The organism is Pseudomonas sp. 25 R 14 (genome assembly GCF_900004755.1).
Taxonomy (GTDB): Bacteria; Pseudomonadota; Gammaproteobacteria; order Pseudomonadales; family Pseudomonadaceae; genus Aquipseudomonas; species Aquipseudomonas brenneri.
On the sequence record NZ_CVTS01000052.1, the window covers coordinates 66,727 to 85,105 of the forward strand.

The 18,379-nt window shown below is 62.4% G+C and carries 15 protein-coding genes and 1 pseudogene; 9 read left to right on the forward strand and 7 right to left on the reverse strand.

The genetic code is table 11. The annotated features are described in order from the left end of the window. Positions 1-448 precede the first annotated feature (448 nt). The gene (locus tag BFQ03_RS18830; RefSeq protein WP_065943667.1) at positions 449-2,131 is read right to left on the reverse strand and encodes an AMP-binding protein; all 1,683 of its coding nucleotides are present in this window, start codon (positions 2,129-2,131) and stop codon (positions 449-451) included. 171 nt (positions 2,132-2,302) lie between these two features. Between BFQ03_RS18830 and BFQ03_RS18835 the strand changes: the two genes are divergently transcribed. The 4 genes from BFQ03_RS18835 to BFQ03_RS18850 are packed head-to-tail and all read left to right on the forward strand — an operon-like array spanning position 2,303 to position 7,855. Beyond that, a complete protein-coding gene (locus BFQ03_RS18835) occupies positions 2,303-3,466 on the forward strand; it encodes an isovaleryl-CoA dehydrogenase (RefSeq protein ID WP_032860252.1) in 1,164 nt (387 codons plus the stop codon). Positions 3,467-3,477: 11 nt separating this feature from the next. Beyond that, positions 3,478-5,085 carry a carboxyl transferase domain-containing protein gene (locus BFQ03_RS18840; protein ID WP_032860253.1) on the forward strand — a complete coding sequence of 536 codons (1,608 nt, stop codon included), beginning with the start codon at positions 3,478-3,480 and terminating at the stop codon, positions 5,083-5,085. Positions 5,086-5,099: 14 nt separating this feature from the next. Continuing rightward, positions 5,100-5,906 (forward strand): gamma-carboxygeranoyl-CoA hydratase, encoded by an 807-nt coding sequence (locus tag BFQ03_RS18845; RefSeq protein WP_032860254.1) that lies wholly within the window; start codon positions 5,100-5,102, stop codon positions 5,904-5,906. Then, positions 5,903-7,855 carry an acetyl/propionyl/methylcrotonyl-CoA carboxylase subunit alpha gene (locus BFQ03_RS18850; RefSeq protein ID WP_065943666.1) on the forward strand — a complete coding sequence of 651 codons (1,953 nt, stop codon included), beginning with the start codon at positions 5,903-5,905 and terminating at the stop codon, positions 7,853-7,855. Before BFQ03_RS18845 ends, BFQ03_RS18850 begins: the two co-directional genes overlap by 4 nt. Here BFQ03_RS18850 and BFQ03_RS18855 read toward each other — a convergent pair. After that, complete coding sequence (locus tag BFQ03_RS18855; protein WP_032860308.1) at positions 7,852-8,499, reverse strand: LexA family protein; 648 nt, start codon at positions 8,497-8,499, stop codon at positions 7,852-7,854. The genes BFQ03_RS18850 and BFQ03_RS18855 overlap by 4 nt on opposite strands. Before the next feature lie 129 nt (positions 8,500-8,628). Between BFQ03_RS18855 and BFQ03_RS18860 the strand changes: the two genes are divergently transcribed. Together BFQ03_RS18860 and BFQ03_RS18865 are read left to right on the forward strand one after the other, a co-directional pair. Next, a complete protein-coding gene (locus tag BFQ03_RS18860; protein WP_065943665.1) occupies positions 8,629-8,973 on the forward strand; it encodes a DUF6124 family protein in 345 nt (114 codons plus the stop codon). 478 nt (positions 8,974-9,451) lie between these two features. Then, complete coding sequence (locus BFQ03_RS18865; protein WP_032860257.1) at positions 9,452-10,603, forward strand: M14 family metallopeptidase; 1,152 nt, start codon at positions 9,452-9,454, stop codon at positions 10,601-10,603. A gap of 24 nt (positions 10,604-10,627) precedes the next feature. On the opposite strand, the gene BFQ03_RS18870 is transcribed toward BFQ03_RS18865, so the two are convergent. Next, entirely contained in the window at positions 10,628-11,083 is a 456-nt protein-coding gene (locus tag BFQ03_RS18870; protein WP_032860258.1) for a winged helix-turn-helix transcriptional regulator, read from the reverse strand. Positions 11,084-11,179: 96 nt separating this feature from the next. Between BFQ03_RS18870 and BFQ03_RS18875 the strand changes: the two genes are divergently transcribed. Next, entirely contained in the window at positions 11,180-12,445 is a 1,266-nt protein-coding gene (locus BFQ03_RS18875) for an MFS transporter (protein WP_083204866.1), read from the forward strand. Here BFQ03_RS18875 and BFQ03_RS29205 read toward each other — a convergent pair. From BFQ03_RS29205 to BFQ03_RS18895, 4 genes and pseudogenes are all read right to left on the reverse strand, one after another. Next, positions 12,343-12,879 (reverse strand): cytochrome b, encoded by a 537-nt coding sequence (locus BFQ03_RS29205; protein ID WP_065943664.1) that lies wholly within the window; start codon positions 12,877-12,879, stop codon positions 12,343-12,345. The genes BFQ03_RS18875 and BFQ03_RS29205 overlap by 103 nt on opposite strands. Next, complete coding sequence (locus tag BFQ03_RS18885) at positions 12,876-13,958, reverse strand: catalase family peroxidase (RefSeq protein WP_065943663.1); 1,083 nt, start codon at positions 13,956-13,958, stop codon at positions 12,876-12,878. The genes BFQ03_RS29205 and BFQ03_RS18885 overlap by 4 nt, the downstream gene beginning before the upstream one ends. A 102-nt stretch (positions 13,959-14,060) precedes the next feature. Further along, positions 14,061-15,338: a membrane protein gene (locus BFQ03_RS18890; protein WP_032860261.1), complete on the reverse strand. Its 1,278-nt coding sequence runs from the start codon at positions 15,336-15,338 to the stop codon at positions 14,061-14,063. Further along, positions 15,335-16,925 (reverse strand): annotated as a pseudogene (locus BFQ03_RS18895) (AMP-binding protein). Before BFQ03_RS18895 ends, BFQ03_RS18890 begins: the two are co-directional and overlap by 4 nt. Before the next feature lie 204 nt (positions 16,926-17,129). On the opposite strand from BFQ03_RS18895, the gene BFQ03_RS18900 reads away from it, so the two are divergent. Continuing rightward, positions 17,130-17,636: an RNA polymerase sigma factor gene (locus BFQ03_RS18900; RefSeq protein ID WP_032860311.1), complete on the forward strand. Its 507-nt coding sequence runs from the start codon at positions 17,130-17,132 to the stop codon at positions 17,634-17,636. Next, positions 17,633-18,379, forward strand: a complete 747-nt coding sequence (locus tag BFQ03_RS18905; protein ID WP_065943662.1) for an anti-sigma factor family protein — start codon at positions 17,633-17,635, stop codon at positions 18,377-18,379. Before BFQ03_RS18900 ends, BFQ03_RS18905 begins: the two co-directional genes overlap by 4 nt.

Consider the following 18,379-nt stretch of genomic DNA (forward strand, 5'->3'; position numbering starts at 1 on the left):
AGATTTTTTTGGAGAAGATGTGCTTCGCAGGGTACGGCGCAAGCCGCCACTCGCAACCGGGCAGAGAACAATAAAACTACCTCAAGGTAGCTACCCACTGGTTGGATCGCGTGCGAAGAAGCAGATCAGCGCTCAAAAAAATACGTTTGCTCTTGACCCCGGATGGGGGTCGCCAAAAACAGCGGTAAAGGGCCACGGTTGCCAAAAACAACAATAGACCGCCCCTCAATAATAAAAAAAGAGCACGTAACAACAAATTAAAGGGGAGCTTCGGCTCCCCTTTGTGCTGTCTGGGTGAAATGCATTTTGTGCCCCCTCAATCCCCTGTGGGAGCGGGCTTGCTCGCGAAGGCGGTGGGTCAATTGATGAATACTTGACTGATACTCCGCTATCGCGAGCAAGCCCGCTCCCACACAAGCCCAACCCCACATCAGGTTTGGGCCAGGCCTCAGGGTTCGCGCCCCAGTTCCTCGATCGTGATCTCACGCATACGAAACTTCTGGATCTTGCCCGTCACGGTCATCGGAAACGCTTCGACAAACCGAAAGTGCTTCGGCGTCTTGAAGTGCGCAATGCGCCCCTTGCACCAGGTTTGCAGTTCCAGCTCGTTGGCCACATGCCCCGGATGGAACTTGATCCAGGCCACGATCTCTTCACCGTAGCGCTCATCGGGAATGCCGATGATCTGCACATCGGCCACCGCCGGGTGGGTGAAGAAGAACTCCTCCAGTTCCCGCGGGTACACGTTCTCGCCACCGCGAATGATCATGTCCTTGTTGCGCCCGGCGATGCACACATAGCCCTGCTCATCCATGCTCGCCAGGTCGCCGGTGTGCATCCAGCCGGCGTCGTCGATGGCTTCGCGGGTGCCCTCGGGGTTGTTCCAGTAGCCGAGCATCACGCTGTAGCCACGGGTACACAACTCGCCGATCTGCCCGCGTGGCACGGTGTTGCCGGCCTCGTCGATGATCTTGCTTTCCAATTGTGGCTGGGTGCGCCCGACCGTGGTCACGCGACGCTCCAGGTCGTCATCCGCACCGGTCTGCAGCGACACCGGGCTGGTCTCGGTCATGCCGTAGGCAATCTGTACTTCGCTCATATGCAGGTCGCTGATCACCCGGCGCATCACCTCGATCGGGCAGGTAGAGCCGGCCATGATCCCGGTGCGCAGGGTCGACAGGTCGAACTCGTCGCGCTGCGGATGATCGAGCATGGCGATGAACATCGTGGGCACGCCGTACAGGCCAGTGGCGCGTTCTTCGGCCACGGCCGTCAGGGTCAGCAGCGGGTCGAAACCGTCATTGGGATAGATCATGGTGGTGCCATGGGTAATGCAGCCCAGATTACCCATGACCATGCCGAAGCAATGATAGAGCGGCACCGGGATCACCAGGCGGTCCTGGGCGGTCAGGCCCAGGCTTTCGCCGACCATGTAGCCGTTGTTGAGGATGTTGTGATGGCTGAGGGTGGCACCCTTGGGAAAGCCCGTGGTGCCGGAGGTGTACTGGATGTTGACGGCTTGGTCGAAGTGCAGGCTGGCCTCGCGCTGGTGTAACTGCTGCACGGGGACTCCTGCACCGAGGGTCGACAAGTGCGACCAGGGCAGGAGCCCCGAGGGCGGTCGTGCATCCAGGCTGATCACCCCGCGCAGTTCGGGTAACCGATCACAGCGCAATTGGCCAGCGCCCTGCTCCGTCAGCTTGGGCACCAGCGCCTGCAACATCCCGTGATAGTCGGAGGACTTGAACGAACCGGCGCAGATCAACCACTGGCAACCCGACTGCTTGAGCACGTATTCCAGCTCGCTGCTGCGGTAGGCCGGGTTGATATTGACCAGGATCACCCCGAGCTTGGCGCTGGCCACTTGGCTGATGCACCACTCGGCACAATTCGGCGCCCAGATGCCGAGGCGATCCCCGGCTTGCAAACCCAGGGCCAGCAGAGCGCGTGCATGCAGGTCCACGGCTGCGGCCAGTTGTCGCCAGGTGTAGCGCAGGTGCTGGTGGCGCACCACCAGGGCCTCGCCCTGCGGGTACTGCGCCACTGTGCGGTCAAATGCCTGGCCAATGGTCATGGCCAGCAGGGCCTTGTCCTGTGGGCCACGGCTGTAGCTCTGATTCGGTTGATCCATGACGACCCCTATTGTCTTTTTTGTAGGTGGACGGTGCGCCGATCAGGCGCGAGCTTGACGTTAACGTAAGCTACGATTGACAGTCATGCAACGCAAGTTTACGTTAACGTAAAGGTGATCGCCCAATGGCATCGCCAGCCCCACAACAATAATGTTTATAGGTGCCCTCCCATGAGTTACCCGACCCTGAACTTCGCCCTCGGTGAAACCATCGACATGCTGCGCGACCAGGTGCAGGCCTTCGTGGCCAAGGAGCTGGCGCCACGGGCGGCGCAGATCGACATCGACAACCTGTTCCCCGTGGATATGTGGCGCAAGTTCGGTGACATGGGCCTGTTGGGCATCACCGTGCCGGAAGAATACGGTGGTGCCGGCCTGGGTTACCTGGCCCACGTGGTGGCCATGGAAGAAATCAGCCGCGGCTCGGCCTCGGTGGCGCTGTCCTACGGTGCGCACTCCAACCTGTGCGTCAACCAGATCAACCGCAACGGTAGCCACGCGCAAAAACTCAAGTACCTGCCCAAGCTGATCAGCGGCGAGCACATCGGCGCCCTGGCCATGAGCGAGCCGAATGCCGGCTCCGACGTGGTCTCGATGAAGCTGCGCGCCGACAAACGCGGCAGCGTGTATGTGCTCAACGGCAGCAAGACCTGGATCACCAACGGCCCCGATGCCCACACCTACGTGATCTACGCCAAGACCGACCTGGAAAAAGGCGCCCACGGCATTACCGCGTTTATCGTCGAGCGCGACTCGAAAGGCTTCAGCCGCAGCAACAAGTTCGACAAGCTGGGCATGCGCGGCTCCAACACCTGCGAGCTGTTTTTCGACGACGTCGAGGTGCCTGAAGAAAACATCCTCGGCGCGCTCAATGGCGGCGTCAAAGTGCTGATGAGTGGCCTGGACTACGAGCGCGTGGTGCTCTCCGGTGGCCCGACCGGGATCATGCAAGCCTGCATGGACCTGATCGTGCCGTACATCCACGACCGCAAGCAGTTCGGCCAGAGCATCGGCGAGTTCCAACTGATCCAGGGCAAGGTCGCCGACATGTACACCCAGCTCAACGCCAGCCGCGCCTACCTCTATGCGGTGGCCCAGGCCTGCGAGCGTGGCGAAACCACACGCAAGGACGCCGCCGGGGTGATCTTGTACAGCGCCGAACGCGCGACGCAGATGGCCCTCGATGCGATCCAGATTCTCGGCGGCAATGGCTATATCAATGAATTCCCGGCCGGCCGCCTGCTGCGCGATGCCAAGCTGTATGAAATCGGCGCAGGTACCAGTGAAATCAGGCGCATGTTGATTGGCCGCGAACTGTTCAACGAAACCCGCTGAGGGAGTGCACCATGGCCACCCTGCACACCCAACTCAATCCACGCTCGGCAGAGTTTGCCGCCAACAGCGCGGCAATGCTCAAACAAGTCGATGCCCTGCACACCCTGCTTGCCCAGGTCCAGCAAGGCGGCGGCAGCAAGGCCCAGGAGCGCCACACTTCCCGTGGCAAGCTGTTGCCGCGCGAACGCATCAACCGCCTGCTCGACCCGGGTTCGGCGTTCCTTGAGCTCAGCCAACTGGCGGCGTATCAGGTCTACGGTGAAGACGTACCCGCCGCTGGCGTGATCGCCGGAATCGGTCGGGTCGAAGGCGTCGAGTGCATGATCGTCGCCAACGACGCCACGGTAAAAGGTGGCTCCTATTACCCGCTGACCGTGAAAAAACACCTGCGCGCGCAAACCATCGCCGAACAGAATCGCCTGCCGTGCATCTACCTGGTGGATTCCGGCGGCGCTAACCTGCCGCGCCAGGACGAAGTGTTTCCCGACCGCGAGCACTTTGGGCGGATCTTCTTCAACCAGGCCAACATGAGCGCCCAGGGCATCCCGCAGATTGCCGTGGTCATGGGCTCCTGCACTGCCGGTGGTGCCTATGTGCCGGCGATGGCGGACGAAGCGATCATGGTGCGCCAGCAGGCGACCATCTTCCTCGCCGGGCCGCCGCTGGTGAAGGCCGCCACGGGCGAAGTGGTCAGCGCCGAAGACCTTGGCGGTGCCGATGTGCACTGCAAGATCTCCGGGGTAGCCGACCATTACGCCGACAGCGACGAACACGCCCTGGCCCTGGCCCGCCGCAGCATCGCCAACCTCAACTGGCGCAAACAGGGGCAGTTGCAACAGCGCACACCCGTCGCGCCGCTGTATGCCAGCGACGAGCTGTACGGCGTGATCCCGGCCGATGCCAAGCAGCCGTTCGATGTGCGCGAAGTGATTGCGCGGCTGGTGGACGGCTCGGTATTCGATGAATTCAAGGCGCTGTTCGGCACCACGCTGGTCTGCGGTTTTGCCCATTTGCATGGCTATCCTGTCGCGATCCTCGCCAACAACGGGATCCTCTTCGCTGAAGCGGCGCAAAAAGGCGCGCACTTTATCGAACTGGCCTGCCAGCGCGGGATTCCCCTGCTGTTCTTGCAGAACATCACCGGCTTCATGGTCGGCCAGAAGTACGAGGCCGGCGGCATCGCCAAGCACGGCGCCAAGCTGGTCACGGCGGTAGCCTGCGCCAAGGTGCCGAAATTCACGGTGATCATCGGCGGCAGCTTTGGTGCCGGTAACTATGGGATGTGTGGGCGCGCCTACGATCCGCGATTTTTGTGGATGTGGCCCAACGCACGTATTGGCGTGATGGGCGCCGAACAGGCCGCCGGTGTGCTGGTGCAAGTCAAGCGCGAACAGGCCGAACGTAGTGGCCAGGGGTTCAGCGCCGAGGAAGAGGCGCAGATCAAGCAACCGATCCTCGACCAGTATGAAACCCAGGGCCACCCCTATTACTCCAGCGCCCGCCTGTGGGATGACGGCGTCATCGACCCCTTGCAGACCCGTGACGTGCTGGCCCTAGCCCTGTCCGCCGCGCTGAATGCCCCCATCGAGCCGAGCCGCTTCGGCGTGTTCCGCATGTAATTGGAGCTGCACCCATGAGCGATTTCAACACCGTGGAACTGGTGAACGACCCCCGTGGCTTTGCCACGCTGTGGTTGAGCCGGGAACAGAAGAACAACGCCTTCAACGCCGAAATGATCCGTGAGCTGATCATTGCCCTGGACCAGGTCCAGGCCGATGCCTCGCTACGTTTTTTGCTGGTACGCGGGCGCGGCAAGCATTTCAGCGCCGGCGCGGATCTGGCCTGGATGCAACAGTCGGCTGAGCTGGACTACCACACCAACCTCGACGACGCCCGCGAGCTGGCGGAGTTGATGTACAACCTGGCCAAGCTGAAGATCCCGACACTCGCGGTGGTCCAGGGTGCGGCCTATGGCGGCGCCCTGGGCCTGATCAGTTGCTGCGACATGGCCATTGGCGCCGATGACGCGCAGTTCTGCCTGTCGGAAGTGCGCATCGGCCTCGCCCCGGCGGTGATCAGCCCATTTGTGGTGCAGGCGATTGGCGAACGCGCGGCACGGCGTTATGCCTTGACCGCAGAGCGCTTCGACGGCCACCAGGCCCAGGCCATCGGGCTCCTGGCGCAAAGCTACCCCCTCGCCGAGCTGAATCAACAGGTCGAGCAATGGACCGCCAACCTGCTGCTCAACAGCCCGGCGGCCATGCGTGCCAGCAAAGACTTGCTGCGCGAAGTCGGCAACGGCGCGCTCACTCCAGCGTTGCGCCGTTACTGCGAAAACGCCATCTCGCGCATCCGCGTCAGCGCCGAAGGCCAGGAAGGATTGCGCGCGTTTTTGCAAAAACGTGCACCCAGTTGGCAGTCCCAGGAGCCTCGTTCATGAGTTCACCGTTGATTACCTGCGTGCTGGTGGCCAACCGTGGCGAAATCGCCTGCCGGGTCATGCGCACGGCCAAGGCACTGGGGATGACCACCGTCGCCGTGCACAGCGCTACTGATCGCGATGCGCGCCATAGCCGCGAAGCCGATATCCGCGTGGACCTGGGCGGCAGCAAGGCTGCCGACAGCTACCTGCAGATCGACAAGTTGATCGCCGCCGCCAAGGCCAGCGGCGCCCAGGCGATTCATCCGGGGTATGGCTTTCTTTCCGAAAACCCGGGCTTTGCGCGGGCGATTGCTGACGCCGGGCTGATTTTCCTCGGCCCGCCCGCCTCGGCCATTGATGCCATGGGCAGCAAGTCCGCCGCCAAGGCCTTGATGGAAACCGCTGGCGTACCGCTGGTGCCGGGTTATCACGGTGCCGCCCAGGATCTGGAAACCTTCCGCCAGGCTGCTGCGCGCATTGGCTACCCGGTGCTGCTCAAGGCCACTGCTGGCGGTGGCGGCAAGGGCATGAAAGTGGTCGAGGACGAAAGCCAATTGGCCGAAGCCCTGGCCTCGGCCCAGCGTGAAGCACAGTCGTCGTTTGGCAACGCGCAGATGCTGGTGGAGAAATACCTGATCCAGCCACGCCACGTGGAGATCCAGGTATTTGCCGACCAACACGGTCATTGCCTGTACCTCAATGAACGCGACTGCTCGATCCAGCGTCGGCATCAGAAAGTCGTCGAAGAAGCGCCGGCACCCGGTCTCAGCCCTGCCCTGCGCCAGGCCATGGGTGAGGCGGCAGTGCGTGCGGCCCAGGCGATTGGCTATGTCGGTGCTGGCACGGTGGAGTTCCTGCTGGATGCGCGTGGTGAGTTCTTCTTCATGGAGATGAACACCCGCTTGCAGGTGGAACACCCGGTGACGGAGGCCATTACCGGCCTGGATCTGGTGGCCTGGCAAATCCGTGTCGCTCAGGGCGAACCGCTGCCGATGACCCAGGATCAGGTGCCGTTGCGCGGTCACGCCATCGAAGTGCGGCTGTATGCCGAAGACCCTGCCAATGATTTCTTGCCGGCCACCGGGCGCCTGGCGCTGTACCGCGAGTCGGCGCCAGGCCCGGGACGCCGGGTGGACAGCGGCGTCGAGCAAGGTGACGACGTCTCCCCGTTCTACGACCCGATGCTCGGCAAACTGATTGCCTGGGGCGAGGATCGCGAACAGGCGCGCCTGCGCCTGCTGAGCATGCTGGATGAGTTTGCGGTCGGTGGTTTGAAGACTAACCTGGGCTTTTTGCGACGCATCATCGGCCACCCTGCGTTCGCTGCGGCGCAGTTAGATACCGGGTTTATCCCGCGGTACCAGGAGCAACTGCTGCCTGCCGCCAGTGAGTTGAGCGATGAGTTCTGGCAGGCGGCTGGCCATGGTTTCATGCAGAGCCAGCCAGCCCGGCTGCGCGAAGATGACCTCGCCTCGCCGTGGGCTGCGGCATTGGGCTTTCGCGCGGGCCTGCCCGCCGAGACGTCACTGCATTTGAGCTGCGACGGCCAGGACCGCCTGGTGACCCTGCAAACCAACGCCGCGCCACAACTGCGTAACGAGCACCTGCTGATCGAGGATGCCGGCCTACGCCGTTCGCACCTGGCTGTACGCCATGGACAGACGCTGTTCCTGCGCTGGCAAGGTGAGATGCGCAGTGTGACGCTGTTTGATCCGATCGCCGCCGTCGATGCCGGGCAGGCGCATCAGGGCGGCCTCACTGCGCCGATGAACGGCAGCATCGTGCGGGTGCTGGTGGACGTCGGGCAGACGGTCGAGGCTGGCACGCAACTGGTGGTGCTCGAAGCGATGAAGATGGAGCACAGCATTCGCGCACCCCATGCCGGTGTGATCAAGGCGCTGTATTGCCAGGAAGGCGAAATGGTCGGCGAAGGCAGCGCCTTGGTGGAGCTGGAGGCCTTGGCCTAGAACTTCACCGTGGCCTGTACCACCACGCCGATGATCTGGCAGGCATCGGTCAGCAGCGCCTTTGGATAGGTCGGGTTGAGCGGCACCAGATAACGCTGGCCGCTTTCCTCGATCAATTTGCGAAAGGTCGCCTGGCTGCTGCCGGCCCATTGGGCCACCACCAACTTGCCGGGCTCGGCGTCGAGGGCCGGGTCCACCAGGATCATCATCCCATCGGCGATACTCGGCCCGCTGGGTGCGGTCATTGCATCGCCGTAGACCTGGAGCCAGAACGCTTCGCCGTCGGCATCGTAGTCGCTCGCCTGAAAACGCGCCTGGCCATAGGCTGGCCGCTGCTCGTGCACCTGGATGGGCTGTTTCCAGTCTTTCACGGGATAGCGAAAATACGGGTTGTATTGAACGGCCGACGCGGCTTCGTCGTCTGCCGGGGCGTCGCCCTTCTCGCGGATCACCAGCGCCGCTTCCAGATAACCCAGGCCCAGTTCTTCGAGCACCCGGTTCATGTCGGCGAGGCTGGGGACACGGCGCTTGCCCAGCCAGTGGCCGATGCCGCCCTGGGACATGCCCAGCCGCGTGGCCAATTGCTCTTGCGTGACCTTGCGGTCTTTCATGTTGGCTTTGACCAACGCTATCCATTTATCCATGGGGCAGACGATACCGGGTGTATTCAGCGCGACAATAAACAGTTTGTAGTAATCAATCAAATGACATAAATACAGATCGTATTATTATCAGCTCCACCTGTTCACCTTCCCACCCAGAGCACCGACCTCATGAACACAACCCCGGATCACCTGCCTGGTACACCTGATGATGAAATAAAGCTCTTGCAGGACAGCGCCGCTGCCCAGCGCGCGCTGGACTACTACTTGAAAGAAGATCCAGGCCTGGCATCGGACGATGTGACATGGTTCGAGGCCAACCCCGCTGTCAGCAGTGAAGAAGCCCTGATCCACGCGTCGGACCTGCTGCGCAGCGCTGCCGCCATCGCCTATGAACTGGCCGACAACAAGCTGGGAGGCACCCGGGACCTGGCGTTTTCGGTGGTGTACCTGATTGATATGGCCAAGGCCATGCTGGAGCGTCCACTGCAACTGGCAGGCGGGAAAACCCCATAGCCAGGTAGGCATGCAGGAACAAAAGGAAAAATATTTCTATCTGGCTGATAAAAACATTTGACTTGCAAATGATAATGATTATTATTGCAAGCAGCTGGTCGCGAGATCAGTCGATAGACCAAGAGACCTTAGGTCGGACTCTTGGAATATCTCCTCATCAGGCTAATCACGGTTTTTGACCCGGCTCTTTGGCCGGGTCTTTTTTTGCCAGTTATTCTGGCGTGGCTTCAGGCTAATGAAGACTGTGTGTTGCTTGATGGCGCGCATGGTAGCAAAAGACTATCGCGAAAAGAAAGTCGATAAAGCGCTCTGGCCCGGATCTTTCCAAATTAGCACTTGAGAATCAATCTCACAGACTCTAAGCTGCGGCTGCGTCATGGACGACGCCCCCTTCTTTTTCGCAAAAGTTTGCGTCCAGACTTTACCCCGCGCCTGTGTAAACTACCCGCCACACCCCTCATATTCAGGCAACCAGACTATGACCGTGGCCTTGACCTCCATTAAGATCAGCACCGATTTCGACAGCGGCAATATCCAGGTGCTCGACACCAGCGATGCCCATCAATTGTTGCTCGCAATCAAACCCGATACCCGCAGCCAGCACTTCCAATGGTTCCACTTCAAGGCCGAAGGGATGCACATTGGCCATACCCATACCTTCCGCCTGAGCAACGCCGGCCAGTCCTCCTACAAACATGCCTGGAGCGGCTACAACGCCGTGGCGTCCTACGACCACATCAACTGGTTCCGGGTGCCAACGCGCTTTGACGGCGAAACCTTGCACATCGAATTCCAGACCGAGCAAAAACACGCCTGGTTCGCCTACTTCGAACCCTACAGCCGCGAGCGTCACGCCTGGTTGATCGACCAGGCACTGAACCGCGCCGGCACGCAATTGCTGGCCACCGGCAAGAGCGTCGAAGGCCGTGATATCCCGCTCCTGCGCCGTGGCAAGGGTGGCGCAGGGCAGCGCAAAGTCTGGATCATCGCCCAACAACACCCGGGCGAGCACATGGCCGAGTGGTTTATGGAAGGCATCATCGAGCGCCTGCAACAGCACGGTGACGACGAACTGAACAGACTCCTGGCCGCTGCCGACCTCTACCTGGTGCCGAATATGAACCCGGATGGCGCGTTTCACGGTCATCTGCGCACCAACGCCATGGGCCAGGACCTCAATCGCGCCTGGCAAAGCGCAAGCCAGGAACAAAGCCCGGAAGTGCTGTTCGTCCAGCAGCAAATGGAGCAATACGGCGTCGACCTGTTCCTGGACATCCACGGTGACGAGGAAATCCCCTACGTGTTCACCGCCGGTTGTGAAGGCAACCCCGGTTACACACCGCGTATCGAAGGCCTGGAAAAACACTTCCGCAGCCACTTGAGCGCCCTGACCCGCGACTTCCAGACCACCCATGGCTACACGCGTGACTTGCCGGGCCAGGCCAATATGACCCTGGCGTGCAACAGCGTGGGCGAGAAATTCGATTGCCTGTCCCTGACCCTGGAAATGCCGTTCAAGGACAACGACGATGCACCCGATCCGCATACCGGCTGGTCCGGCAAACGCTCGCTGCAACTGGGCAAGGACGTGCTGAGCACCGTGGCGGATATGGTCAGCGTGCTGCGCTGATCCTGCTTACCCCGGGGGCCAGGTTCAGCCCCCGGATTGCGCCGCCACCCGCAGGCAATCCTGCGGCCCGAGCACCCGGCCATCCGCTGCACGCACCGCCAAGGCCTGCAGCGGCTGCCCGTGCTCACGGTCCAACATCACCGAACGAGCCTCGCCCTCGTCGTAAAAAAAACCCTCGCCCCATTGCCGCAGCCCAATGATCACGGCGAACAGTCCCCTGCCCTTTTGCGTCAACACATACTCCTGGTAAGCGCTGCCATCCGAAGCCGGGACAATCTCGAAAATCCCGTGGGCCACCAGATTGCGCAGGCGCGTCGACAGAATGTTCTTGGCCATCCCCAGGCTGCGCTGGAACTCGCCGAAGCGGCGGATGCCATCGAATGCATCCCGAATGATCAATAGCGCCCAACCATCACCAATGGCCTCCAGTGAGCGTGCCACCGGGCATTCGGCACTTTCAAAGCGAGTGAGTTTGACCATGCGCAACACCTGCCTGATGAAAAATGTAGTTGCAATATAAAACCGGCCTATCTACCGTACAACTAGTTTCATTTTAAAACCACAAAGGAATCCAGCATGCCAACTCCCCCTTTGAGCGGCGCCGTGGTGCTGCTGTTCGCCATTGCCTGTGGTTTGTCGGTGGCCAATGTCTATTACGCCCAACCCCTGCTTGATGCCATGGCCACCACGTTCGCCATGGACCCCGCCACCATCGGCATGGTGATCAGCCTGACTCAGGTCGGTTATGGCATGGGTCTGTTGCTGCTGGTGCCGTTGGGCGACCTGCTCAATCGCCGGCACTTGATCGTCGGCCAGTTACTGCTGTCCACCGCCGCGGTTTTGCTGCTCGGCCTGTCCAGCAGCAGCCTGTGGTTTCTGGCTGGCCTGCTGCTGACCGGCTTGCTCGCGGTGGTGGCACAAGTATTGGTGGCCTACGCCGCAAACCTGGCGCGGCCCGAGCAACGGGGCCATGTGGTGGGCCTGGTGACCAGCGGCATCGTGGTCGGCCTGCTGCTGGCACGCACGGTGTCCGGGGTCATGGCAGACCTGGCCGGCTGGCGTTCGGTGTACCTGTTGTCGGCTGGCCTGACGCTGCTGATGACACTGTTGCTCTGGCGCGTCTTGCCGGCCACCGAGCAGCCCCGGGCACCAGGTTCGTATCTACAGCTGCTCGGCTCGGTGTTCAGCCTGTTGCGTGAAGAAAAAGTGCTGCGCGACCGCGCGGTCCTGGCGTTTCTGATTTTTGCCGCTGGCACCGTGCTCTGGACCCCGCTGGTACTGCCCTTGAGCGCCCCGCCATTGTCGCTGTCCCACACCCAGATCGGCCTGTTCGGCCTCGCCGGTGCTGCTGGCGCGCTGGGCGCGGCTCATGCCGGACGCCTGGCCGACCGGGGCCTGGCCCAGTGGACCAGCGGCGCAGCCCTGGGGCTGATGTTGGTGTCGTGGCTGGCCATCGCCTTCACCCAGTCCTCGCTGTGGGCGCTGCTGCTCGGGGTGATTACCTTCGACCTCGGCCTGCAAGCCGTGCATGTCACCAGCCAAAGCCTGATCTACAGCGTGCGCCCCGCCGCCCAGAGCAGGTTGGTGGCCGGCTACATGCTGTTCTATTCGGCAGGCAGCGCCCTGGGCTCGGTCGCGGCGACGATGATGTATGCCTGGGCCGGCTGGCTCGGCGTGTGTGGCCTGGGCGCCGCCATCAACCTGCTGGCCCTGGTTTACTGGCGGGCGACCCTTGCACCTCAGTCCTTGCCGAGCATGCTTTGCAGCACGCCATCGCGACGAACCCAGCCATGGAACAACGCCGCCGCCAAATGCAGCAACACCGTCAGAAACAGCAAATAGGCGAGGTAACCGTGGGCTTTGCGCAGCACCGCAAACAACTGCGCATTGGCCGGCACCCATCCGGGCAACTGCAAGGCGCTGGACAGCATCACCGGATCACCGGCCGCCGAAATCATCGCCCACCCCAGCAACGGCAGGATCAGCATCAAGCCATACAGCAGCACATGCGAAGCCTTGGCCGCCATCACCTGCCACGCCGGCAAGTCGACAGGCAACGGCGGCTGACGGGTAGAAAAGCGCACCCCCAGCCGCACGATCACCAACAGCAGAATCGCAATGCCCAGCGGCTTGTGCAGGTGCAACAACCACTCATGGCGCTCGGAAACCGACGCCACCATGCCAGCGCCGATAAACAGCATGGCGATCACCATCAGCGCCATCAGCCAGTGCAGCAGGCGCGCCAGCGGCGCAAAAAAACGCGGTTGGGCATTCATGGCCGGGACTCCTGAGGGGCGCTGTGCAACTGGCTGACTTCGCCGGTGCGACGCAAATATGAACTGGCATAGGCGGCAGAACGTGCGGCCAGCAGCGGGTCATTGGAGGCTTCGATACCGCTGGGCAGGATCAAGGGGTCAAAGTTGATATCACGGCAATCGCCGTCCAGTTGCGGCTGGCTGCTTTCAAGCACCAAGGTGCCGGCGTTCAGCACCGTGTGCGCGCCGACCCAGGCCTTGCTGGCGTCATCTACCAGGTCCGAGGGGTTGGCCAGGGTGATCTGCAATTGCCAGCGCAGCGGCCCGGCCTTCAAGCGTTGTATCAAATCTGCCTGCAGGGAATCCGCCCCTTCAGGCGTGATGGCGCCGCTGGCATCCTGGCTCAGCGGTACCACGCCCCAGCGCACGGCCTGGCGTTGCCCGGTGGCATTGATCAGGTAAAAAGCGTTAATCGCGTTATAGGTCTCGGTGGCATAGCTGGCAGAGGGCTTGGCGGTCTTGACCCACGCCAGAAACGGCGCGGCCTCGGGATGGCTGGCAAAAAACGCCGGCATACTGGCCGGGTTCGGCTTGCCGGTCGCAGGGTCTGGGGCACCGGCCTTGAGCATCTGGTAGAACGCCTCAGGCGTGCCCACCGGGAACACCGGCATGCTGTTCATCCCGGTGCGCCATTGCTGGCCGTTGGCCTGGCTGAACTGCACGGCCAGGCTGCGGATCGGCACGCTGTTGTCCGGGGCATAGGGGTTGCCGCTGGGCAGGGCGAAACGCCCGATCACCTGGGTGCGGGCCTCACTGAATACCTGTGCGCTGGAATACGCCCGAGCCGCAGGACTGCTCTCGAAATAGCCGGCCACGCACACACCTTTAGCGTGATTGCGTCGGTAGCCTTGGTGTACGCCATTATTGGTTTCCAGGGCATTGACCAACGTCTTGGGGCGCAAACGCTGTGGGTCAAGTGTGCCGTTGACGTAGGCAAAAGCCCCCGCCACGACACCAACAACCGCGCCAATAGCCGCCAGGCGCAGCATCAGGCTGGCACGCCCCAACGGCGGGCGTGGTGGGGATGGATGATCTGGCATGAAATGCTCCGAGGCCTATGGCCACAGGGGATAGGTGCAATAGGACGCCGCTCGCACGGGCTTATTCCCCCAGGGCCGTAGGCATTTTCATCAGAGCCTTGTTCAGGAGTCCCAGATCGCCCCATAGGCGGGTATCCCCCGAGCCTCCATTTCCTCGACCACCCGCTGCGTCACCGCCTGGTTGGCGATACAGATCACCGCTTCGGCAGCGAAGTCCTGCACCGCCGCGTAGGCCAGTTGCACCAGGTCAGGTTTGCCCCGTACATCGGTGTCCCAGATCACTGCACCGGGTTGTGCGCGAAGGATTTCTGCAACCAGTTCCTCGCCATAGGTCTTGGCCGGGCTGCGGGTCGACCACACCAACTGGATCGGCACCTGCTTGGCCAGCAAATGCGGCATCACCGGGCCAATGCCGCTGCCAGTGGCGATGTACACCACCGACTTGAACAAGGTCTCGACGTTGGCCACCCCCGCCGTGGTAATACCCTTGACCCACACATGGGACGGCATCTGCTCGATAAAGCGCCCCGTCCAATCCCCGGCCCGGGAAATAATCAGGCGAAAACCCGGCTGGCCCGGTGTCGGGATATTGGCAAACGAGTGCCACTCCAGCAGCGGTTGCAGGCTGATCGCGGTGGACGACCCCGCAAAGGGCGTGGTGTGGCGCAATGTGCTGATCACGGCATGGCCACTAGGCCGCTGATGACTGACTACCACTTTGCGCAAGCGTAACCAAGGCAGCGCAATACTCAGGGTCAGCACCAGCAATACCCAAACCGCCCCCGCGGGAGCCTCGGCCAGCAGTGTCTGCACCCAGAACAACAGCAAGGCCGCCCACCCCGCAAACCGGTGCACGCGCTCAAAGCCATTGTGAAAGCGGCGGCGAATCCCCGGCTGCGCCATCACCACCATCAACAGCAACACACCCAGCAGCGCCGCACTGACCAGCAACCACGGCACCGACACACTCGAAGGCTGTTGCAGATAGCGCCAGCCCTGGCTGCCGACCAGCACCGCGAACCACACCGTGGCAGCCAGCGCACCGCCGCTGTGCAGCCCGCCCAAGTGATAGACCTTGGCGGCGCGGCGGCGTATATACAGCGGCCAGCTCACGGGAATACGCGTCGCCAACCAGAACAGCCCGTTGATTACATACTGCTGGCGCACCAGGATCGCCAGGGACAGGTTAATCATCACCAGCAGCGACACCTGTTGCACGTCGATCAAGGGCAGGGTCAAGCCCGCCAGCGCAAACCAGCCGTTGCCCATCAGCACCCCTGCCACCAGACAGTTGTAATGGGAAAATATCGGCCTGCCACGCCAGCGCCGCCACCCGCCAGGCCGGGCGGGCAGCACCGTGGCCATCCACCGTTCAATCATGCTCGGCCACCTGTGCTCAGGAGCAACTGGCGCCCCTCCTCGCTGTCACGGGCCCATTGCAGCAGCAAAGCCTTGTCGACCTTGCCACGCGCTGTGAGCGGCAGGAGGTCCACGGCGAAAATCACCGCGGGCACACAGTAGTAGGCCAGCCGTTGCGCGCAGTACTGCCTGGCTGCCGGGATATCCACCGTGGCGGGGGTCACGAATGCCACCAGGTGCTGGCTGTCGAACTTCAACGCCACCGCCCGGCTACAGGCACCGCAGGCCTCAAGCGTGGTGGCAAGCGCATCCAACTCCACGCGAAAACCGCGGACCTTGACCTGATCGTCAACCCGCCCCAGATGCTCCAACGCCCCTTCGTCCGTCCAGCGGCCCAGGTCGCGGGTATGGAACATCATCCGGCCCGCCCCCAGGAATGGATCAGGTCGGTAGCGTTGCGCAGTCAACAACGGGTTGTGCAGATAACCGGCCGTCACCCCATCGCCCCCGGCCCACATCTCCCCCACTGCCCCTGGCGCGCAGGCCTGGCCATGTTCATCGAGCACATACACGGTGTTATTGGGTGTCGGCTTGCCGATGGTCAATCGCGCCCCTGGCACATGCCGATGCAGGGTATTGACGATGGTCGTTTCAGTCGGCCCGCAACCGTTGTAGAACGTGCAATGGGCCGCCCAGCGGTCCGCCAGGGCCTGGGGGCATGGCTCGCCCGCCACCGCGACCACCTCAAGCGTGGGGCATTGCCGGGGATCCAGGGTCGCGAGAATCGACGGCGTGGCGATCAGCACCTGGCAATGGCGTGCCGTTTCCCCGATGTCTTGCTGGCGGATAAGCAACGTCGCCCCATGGGCCAGACAACCGAGGATCTCCCAGGCCGCCATGTCAAAGGCGATGTTGAGTATCTGCCCAACGCTCATGCCTGGCTTGATGCCGAGGTTTCCCGGGGCCGTCAGCAAGATATTGCAGACATTACGGTGGGTCACCCGCACCCCGTTTGGCCGGCCTGTGGTCCCGGAGGTAAACAGCACAAAACACAGGCTGGCAGGGTCTGGCGCGGCGACGTCCAGCAGGCATTCCTCGGCCACCCAGGGCTGTTGCGCCAGGAACTCATCCAGGCACACGCACGGCTGGCCCGCCGCCAGCGGCAATCGGTCCTTGAGCCCGGATAGGGTCAAATGTCTCAAGGATCATCGTCAACTGGGCCGGCGGAGTGATCCTGGCATCCTGCGGCACGTACGCCGCGCCGATTTTCAACACGGCCAGCAGGCCCACCAGCATGGGGATCGACCGCTCGACAAACAGCGCTACCGTGTCTCCCGCCACCACGCCCTGCTCGATCAGGTGCCGGGCCAGCCGATTGGCCTGGCGGTTCAACTGCTCATAGCTGATGCTCTGCTCCAGACAGAGCGCGGCTATCTGCTGGGGAGCTGCTGCGGCTTGCGCCTCGAAGGCCAGGTGTATACACGCGTACGGCAGTGGCCCTGCCGGCCCGCATCCCCAACTTTCAAGGGTATTACGTTGGATGATGGGCAAATGGCCCAGTGCCTTGGTGCAAGCAAATCCGCTATCTGCTGCTGTCGCCGATATCATGTGTCAACTCCTCATCTGGCGCCTGCCTCACAGTGATCGGGCAGGCTGGGAGCTGGACTGAGGACGATTCACGACATTACAGGGCTACGGGAGCCTACAAACGATAAAGACCAAGGCCATCTGTAGCGTTTATTTTTCCTACAAATGGAACAACCTTTGCCGGTAGGCGTCTCCCTCAACACCGCCCACGACACGCAGGCCCCCATGCACGAACTCGACGAACAGTTGCGTGAACTCCTTCCCAGGCTGCGGCGCTTTGCCCTGTCCCTGACGCGCAACCCCAGCAGCGCCGATGATCTGGTGCAGGCCAGCCTGGAGCGCGCCATCGTCAGTTGGCGTGACAGGCGCGTCGACGGTGATTTACGCGCCTGGTTGTTCTCGATCCTCTACCGGCAGTTTCTCGACGCGCACCGGCGTTCGCGACGCTATGCACGGATGCTGGAGTTCTTTACCGGGCGCGATGACACGCAACCCTCGGTCGAACGCGAGGTGATCGCCCAATCGACCCTGCAAGCTTTCGACCAGTTGACCGGCGAGCAGCGCGCCCTGCTGCTGTGGGTCTCGGTGGAAGGCTTGAGCTACAAGGAAGTCGCCCATATCCTCGACGTGCCCATCGGCACCGTGATGTCACGCCTGTCCCGCGCCCGCCAGGCCTTGCGCCAGCTCAGCGACGGCGACATCAACCGCCCCTCCCTGCGGATACTCAAATGATCAGCCTGCCCCCCAACGAACGCGACCTGCACGCTTACGTCGACCACCAACTCTCGGAGGTGGAGCGACGCCAATTGGAGATCTGGCTCGCCGCCCACCCCGAGGTCGCGGCCCAGGTCCACGCCTGGCAACAGGATGCCCAGCACCTGCGCGCGGCCCTCGGCGCTGCGCCAGCGGCTAATCCGCAGTTGGATCCGGCACTGATTCGCCAGCGTCTCAAGCACCAGTCGCGCCGCCAACTGGCCACTGCCGCCATGCTGGTGCTCGCCGCCAGCCTGGGCGGCCTGGGTGGCTGGCAAGCACGGCAGGCAACCCTTGTGGCCACGGCACTGCCGATGACCGACGCCATGCAGGCCTATCGCCTGTTCGCCCAGGAGCGGATCATGCCCGCCGATTACCAGGTGCAAGGCAGCGGCGATATGCAAGCCTGGCTCGACCGTTACTTCACCCAGGCCCATCGCCTGCCAGACCTGAGCCAGGCCGGTTTCAACCCGGTCAGCGGGCGCCTGCTCACCACTGATCAAGGCGCAGCGGCGATGGTGCTCTACGAGAACCCGCAGGGCCGGCGCATCAGTTTCTACATTCGCCCGCCGGGCCCGCAGAACACCTTGCTGCCACCGGGCAGTCGCAATGCCGACGGGCTCCAGGCCCAGTACTGGTCCAGCCCCGGCTACAACTATGCGATGGTCAGCCAAGAGGACGAGCCGACCACCCCATTGCTCAAGCAGACCACAAGGTTCTAG

What these genes read in the sequence shown, in the direction of transcription:
- BFQ03_RS18875 (WP_083204866.1), top strand. Translation starts at nt 11,180, where the DNA reads ATGCCAACTCCCCCTTTGAGCGGCGCCGTGGTGCTGCTGTTCGCCATT.
- BFQ03_RS18865 (WP_032860257.1), top strand. Translation starts at nt 9,452, where the DNA reads ATGACCGTGGCCTTGACCTCCATTAAGATCAGCACCGATTTCGACAGC.
- BFQ03_RS18890 (WP_032860261.1), bottom strand. Translation starts at nt 15,338, where the DNA reads ATGATTGAACGGTGGATGGCCACGGTGCTGCCCGCCCGGCCTGGCGGG.
- BFQ03_RS18900 (WP_032860311.1), top strand. Translation starts at nt 17,130, where the DNA reads ATGCACGAACTCGACGAACAGTTGCGTGAACTCCTTCCCAGGCTGCGG.
- BFQ03_RS18840 (WP_032860253.1), top strand. Translation starts at nt 3,478, where the DNA reads ATGGCCACCCTGCACACCCAACTCAATCCACGCTCGGCAGAGTTTGCC.
- BFQ03_RS18845 (WP_032860254.1), top strand. Translation starts at nt 5,100, where the DNA reads ATGAGCGATTTCAACACCGTGGAACTGGTGAACGACCCCCGTGGCTTT.
- BFQ03_RS18855 (WP_032860308.1), bottom strand. Translation starts at nt 8,499, where the DNA reads ATGGATAAATGGATAGCGTTGGTCAAAGCCAACATGAAAGACCGCAAG.
- BFQ03_RS18870 (WP_032860258.1), bottom strand. Translation starts at nt 11,083, where the DNA reads ATGGTCAAACTCACTCGCTTTGAAAGTGCCGAATGCCCGGTGGCACGC.
- BFQ03_RS18885 (WP_065943663.1), bottom strand. Translation starts at nt 13,958, where the DNA reads ATGCCAGATCATCCATCCCCACCACGCCCGCCGTTGGGGCGTGCCAGC.
- BFQ03_RS18905 (WP_065943662.1), top strand. Translation starts at nt 17,633, where the DNA reads ATGATCAGCCTGCCCCCCAACGAACGCGACCTGCACGCTTACGTCGAC.
- BFQ03_RS18850 (WP_065943666.1), top strand. Translation starts at nt 5,903, where the DNA reads ATGAGTTCACCGTTGATTACCTGCGTGCTGGTGGCCAACCGTGGCGAA.
- BFQ03_RS18835 (WP_032860252.1), top strand. Translation starts at nt 2,303, where the DNA reads ATGAGTTACCCGACCCTGAACTTCGCCCTCGGTGAAACCATCGACATG.
- BFQ03_RS18860 (WP_065943665.1), top strand. Translation starts at nt 8,629, where the DNA reads ATGAACACAACCCCGGATCACCTGCCTGGTACACCTGATGATGAAATA.
- BFQ03_RS29205 (WP_065943664.1), bottom strand. Translation starts at nt 12,879, where the DNA reads ATGAATGCCCAACCGCGTTTTTTTGCGCCGCTGGCGCGCCTGCTGCAC.
- BFQ03_RS18830 (WP_065943667.1), bottom strand. Translation starts at nt 2,131, where the DNA reads ATGGATCAACCGAATCAGAGCTACAGCCGTGGCCCACAGGACAAGGCC.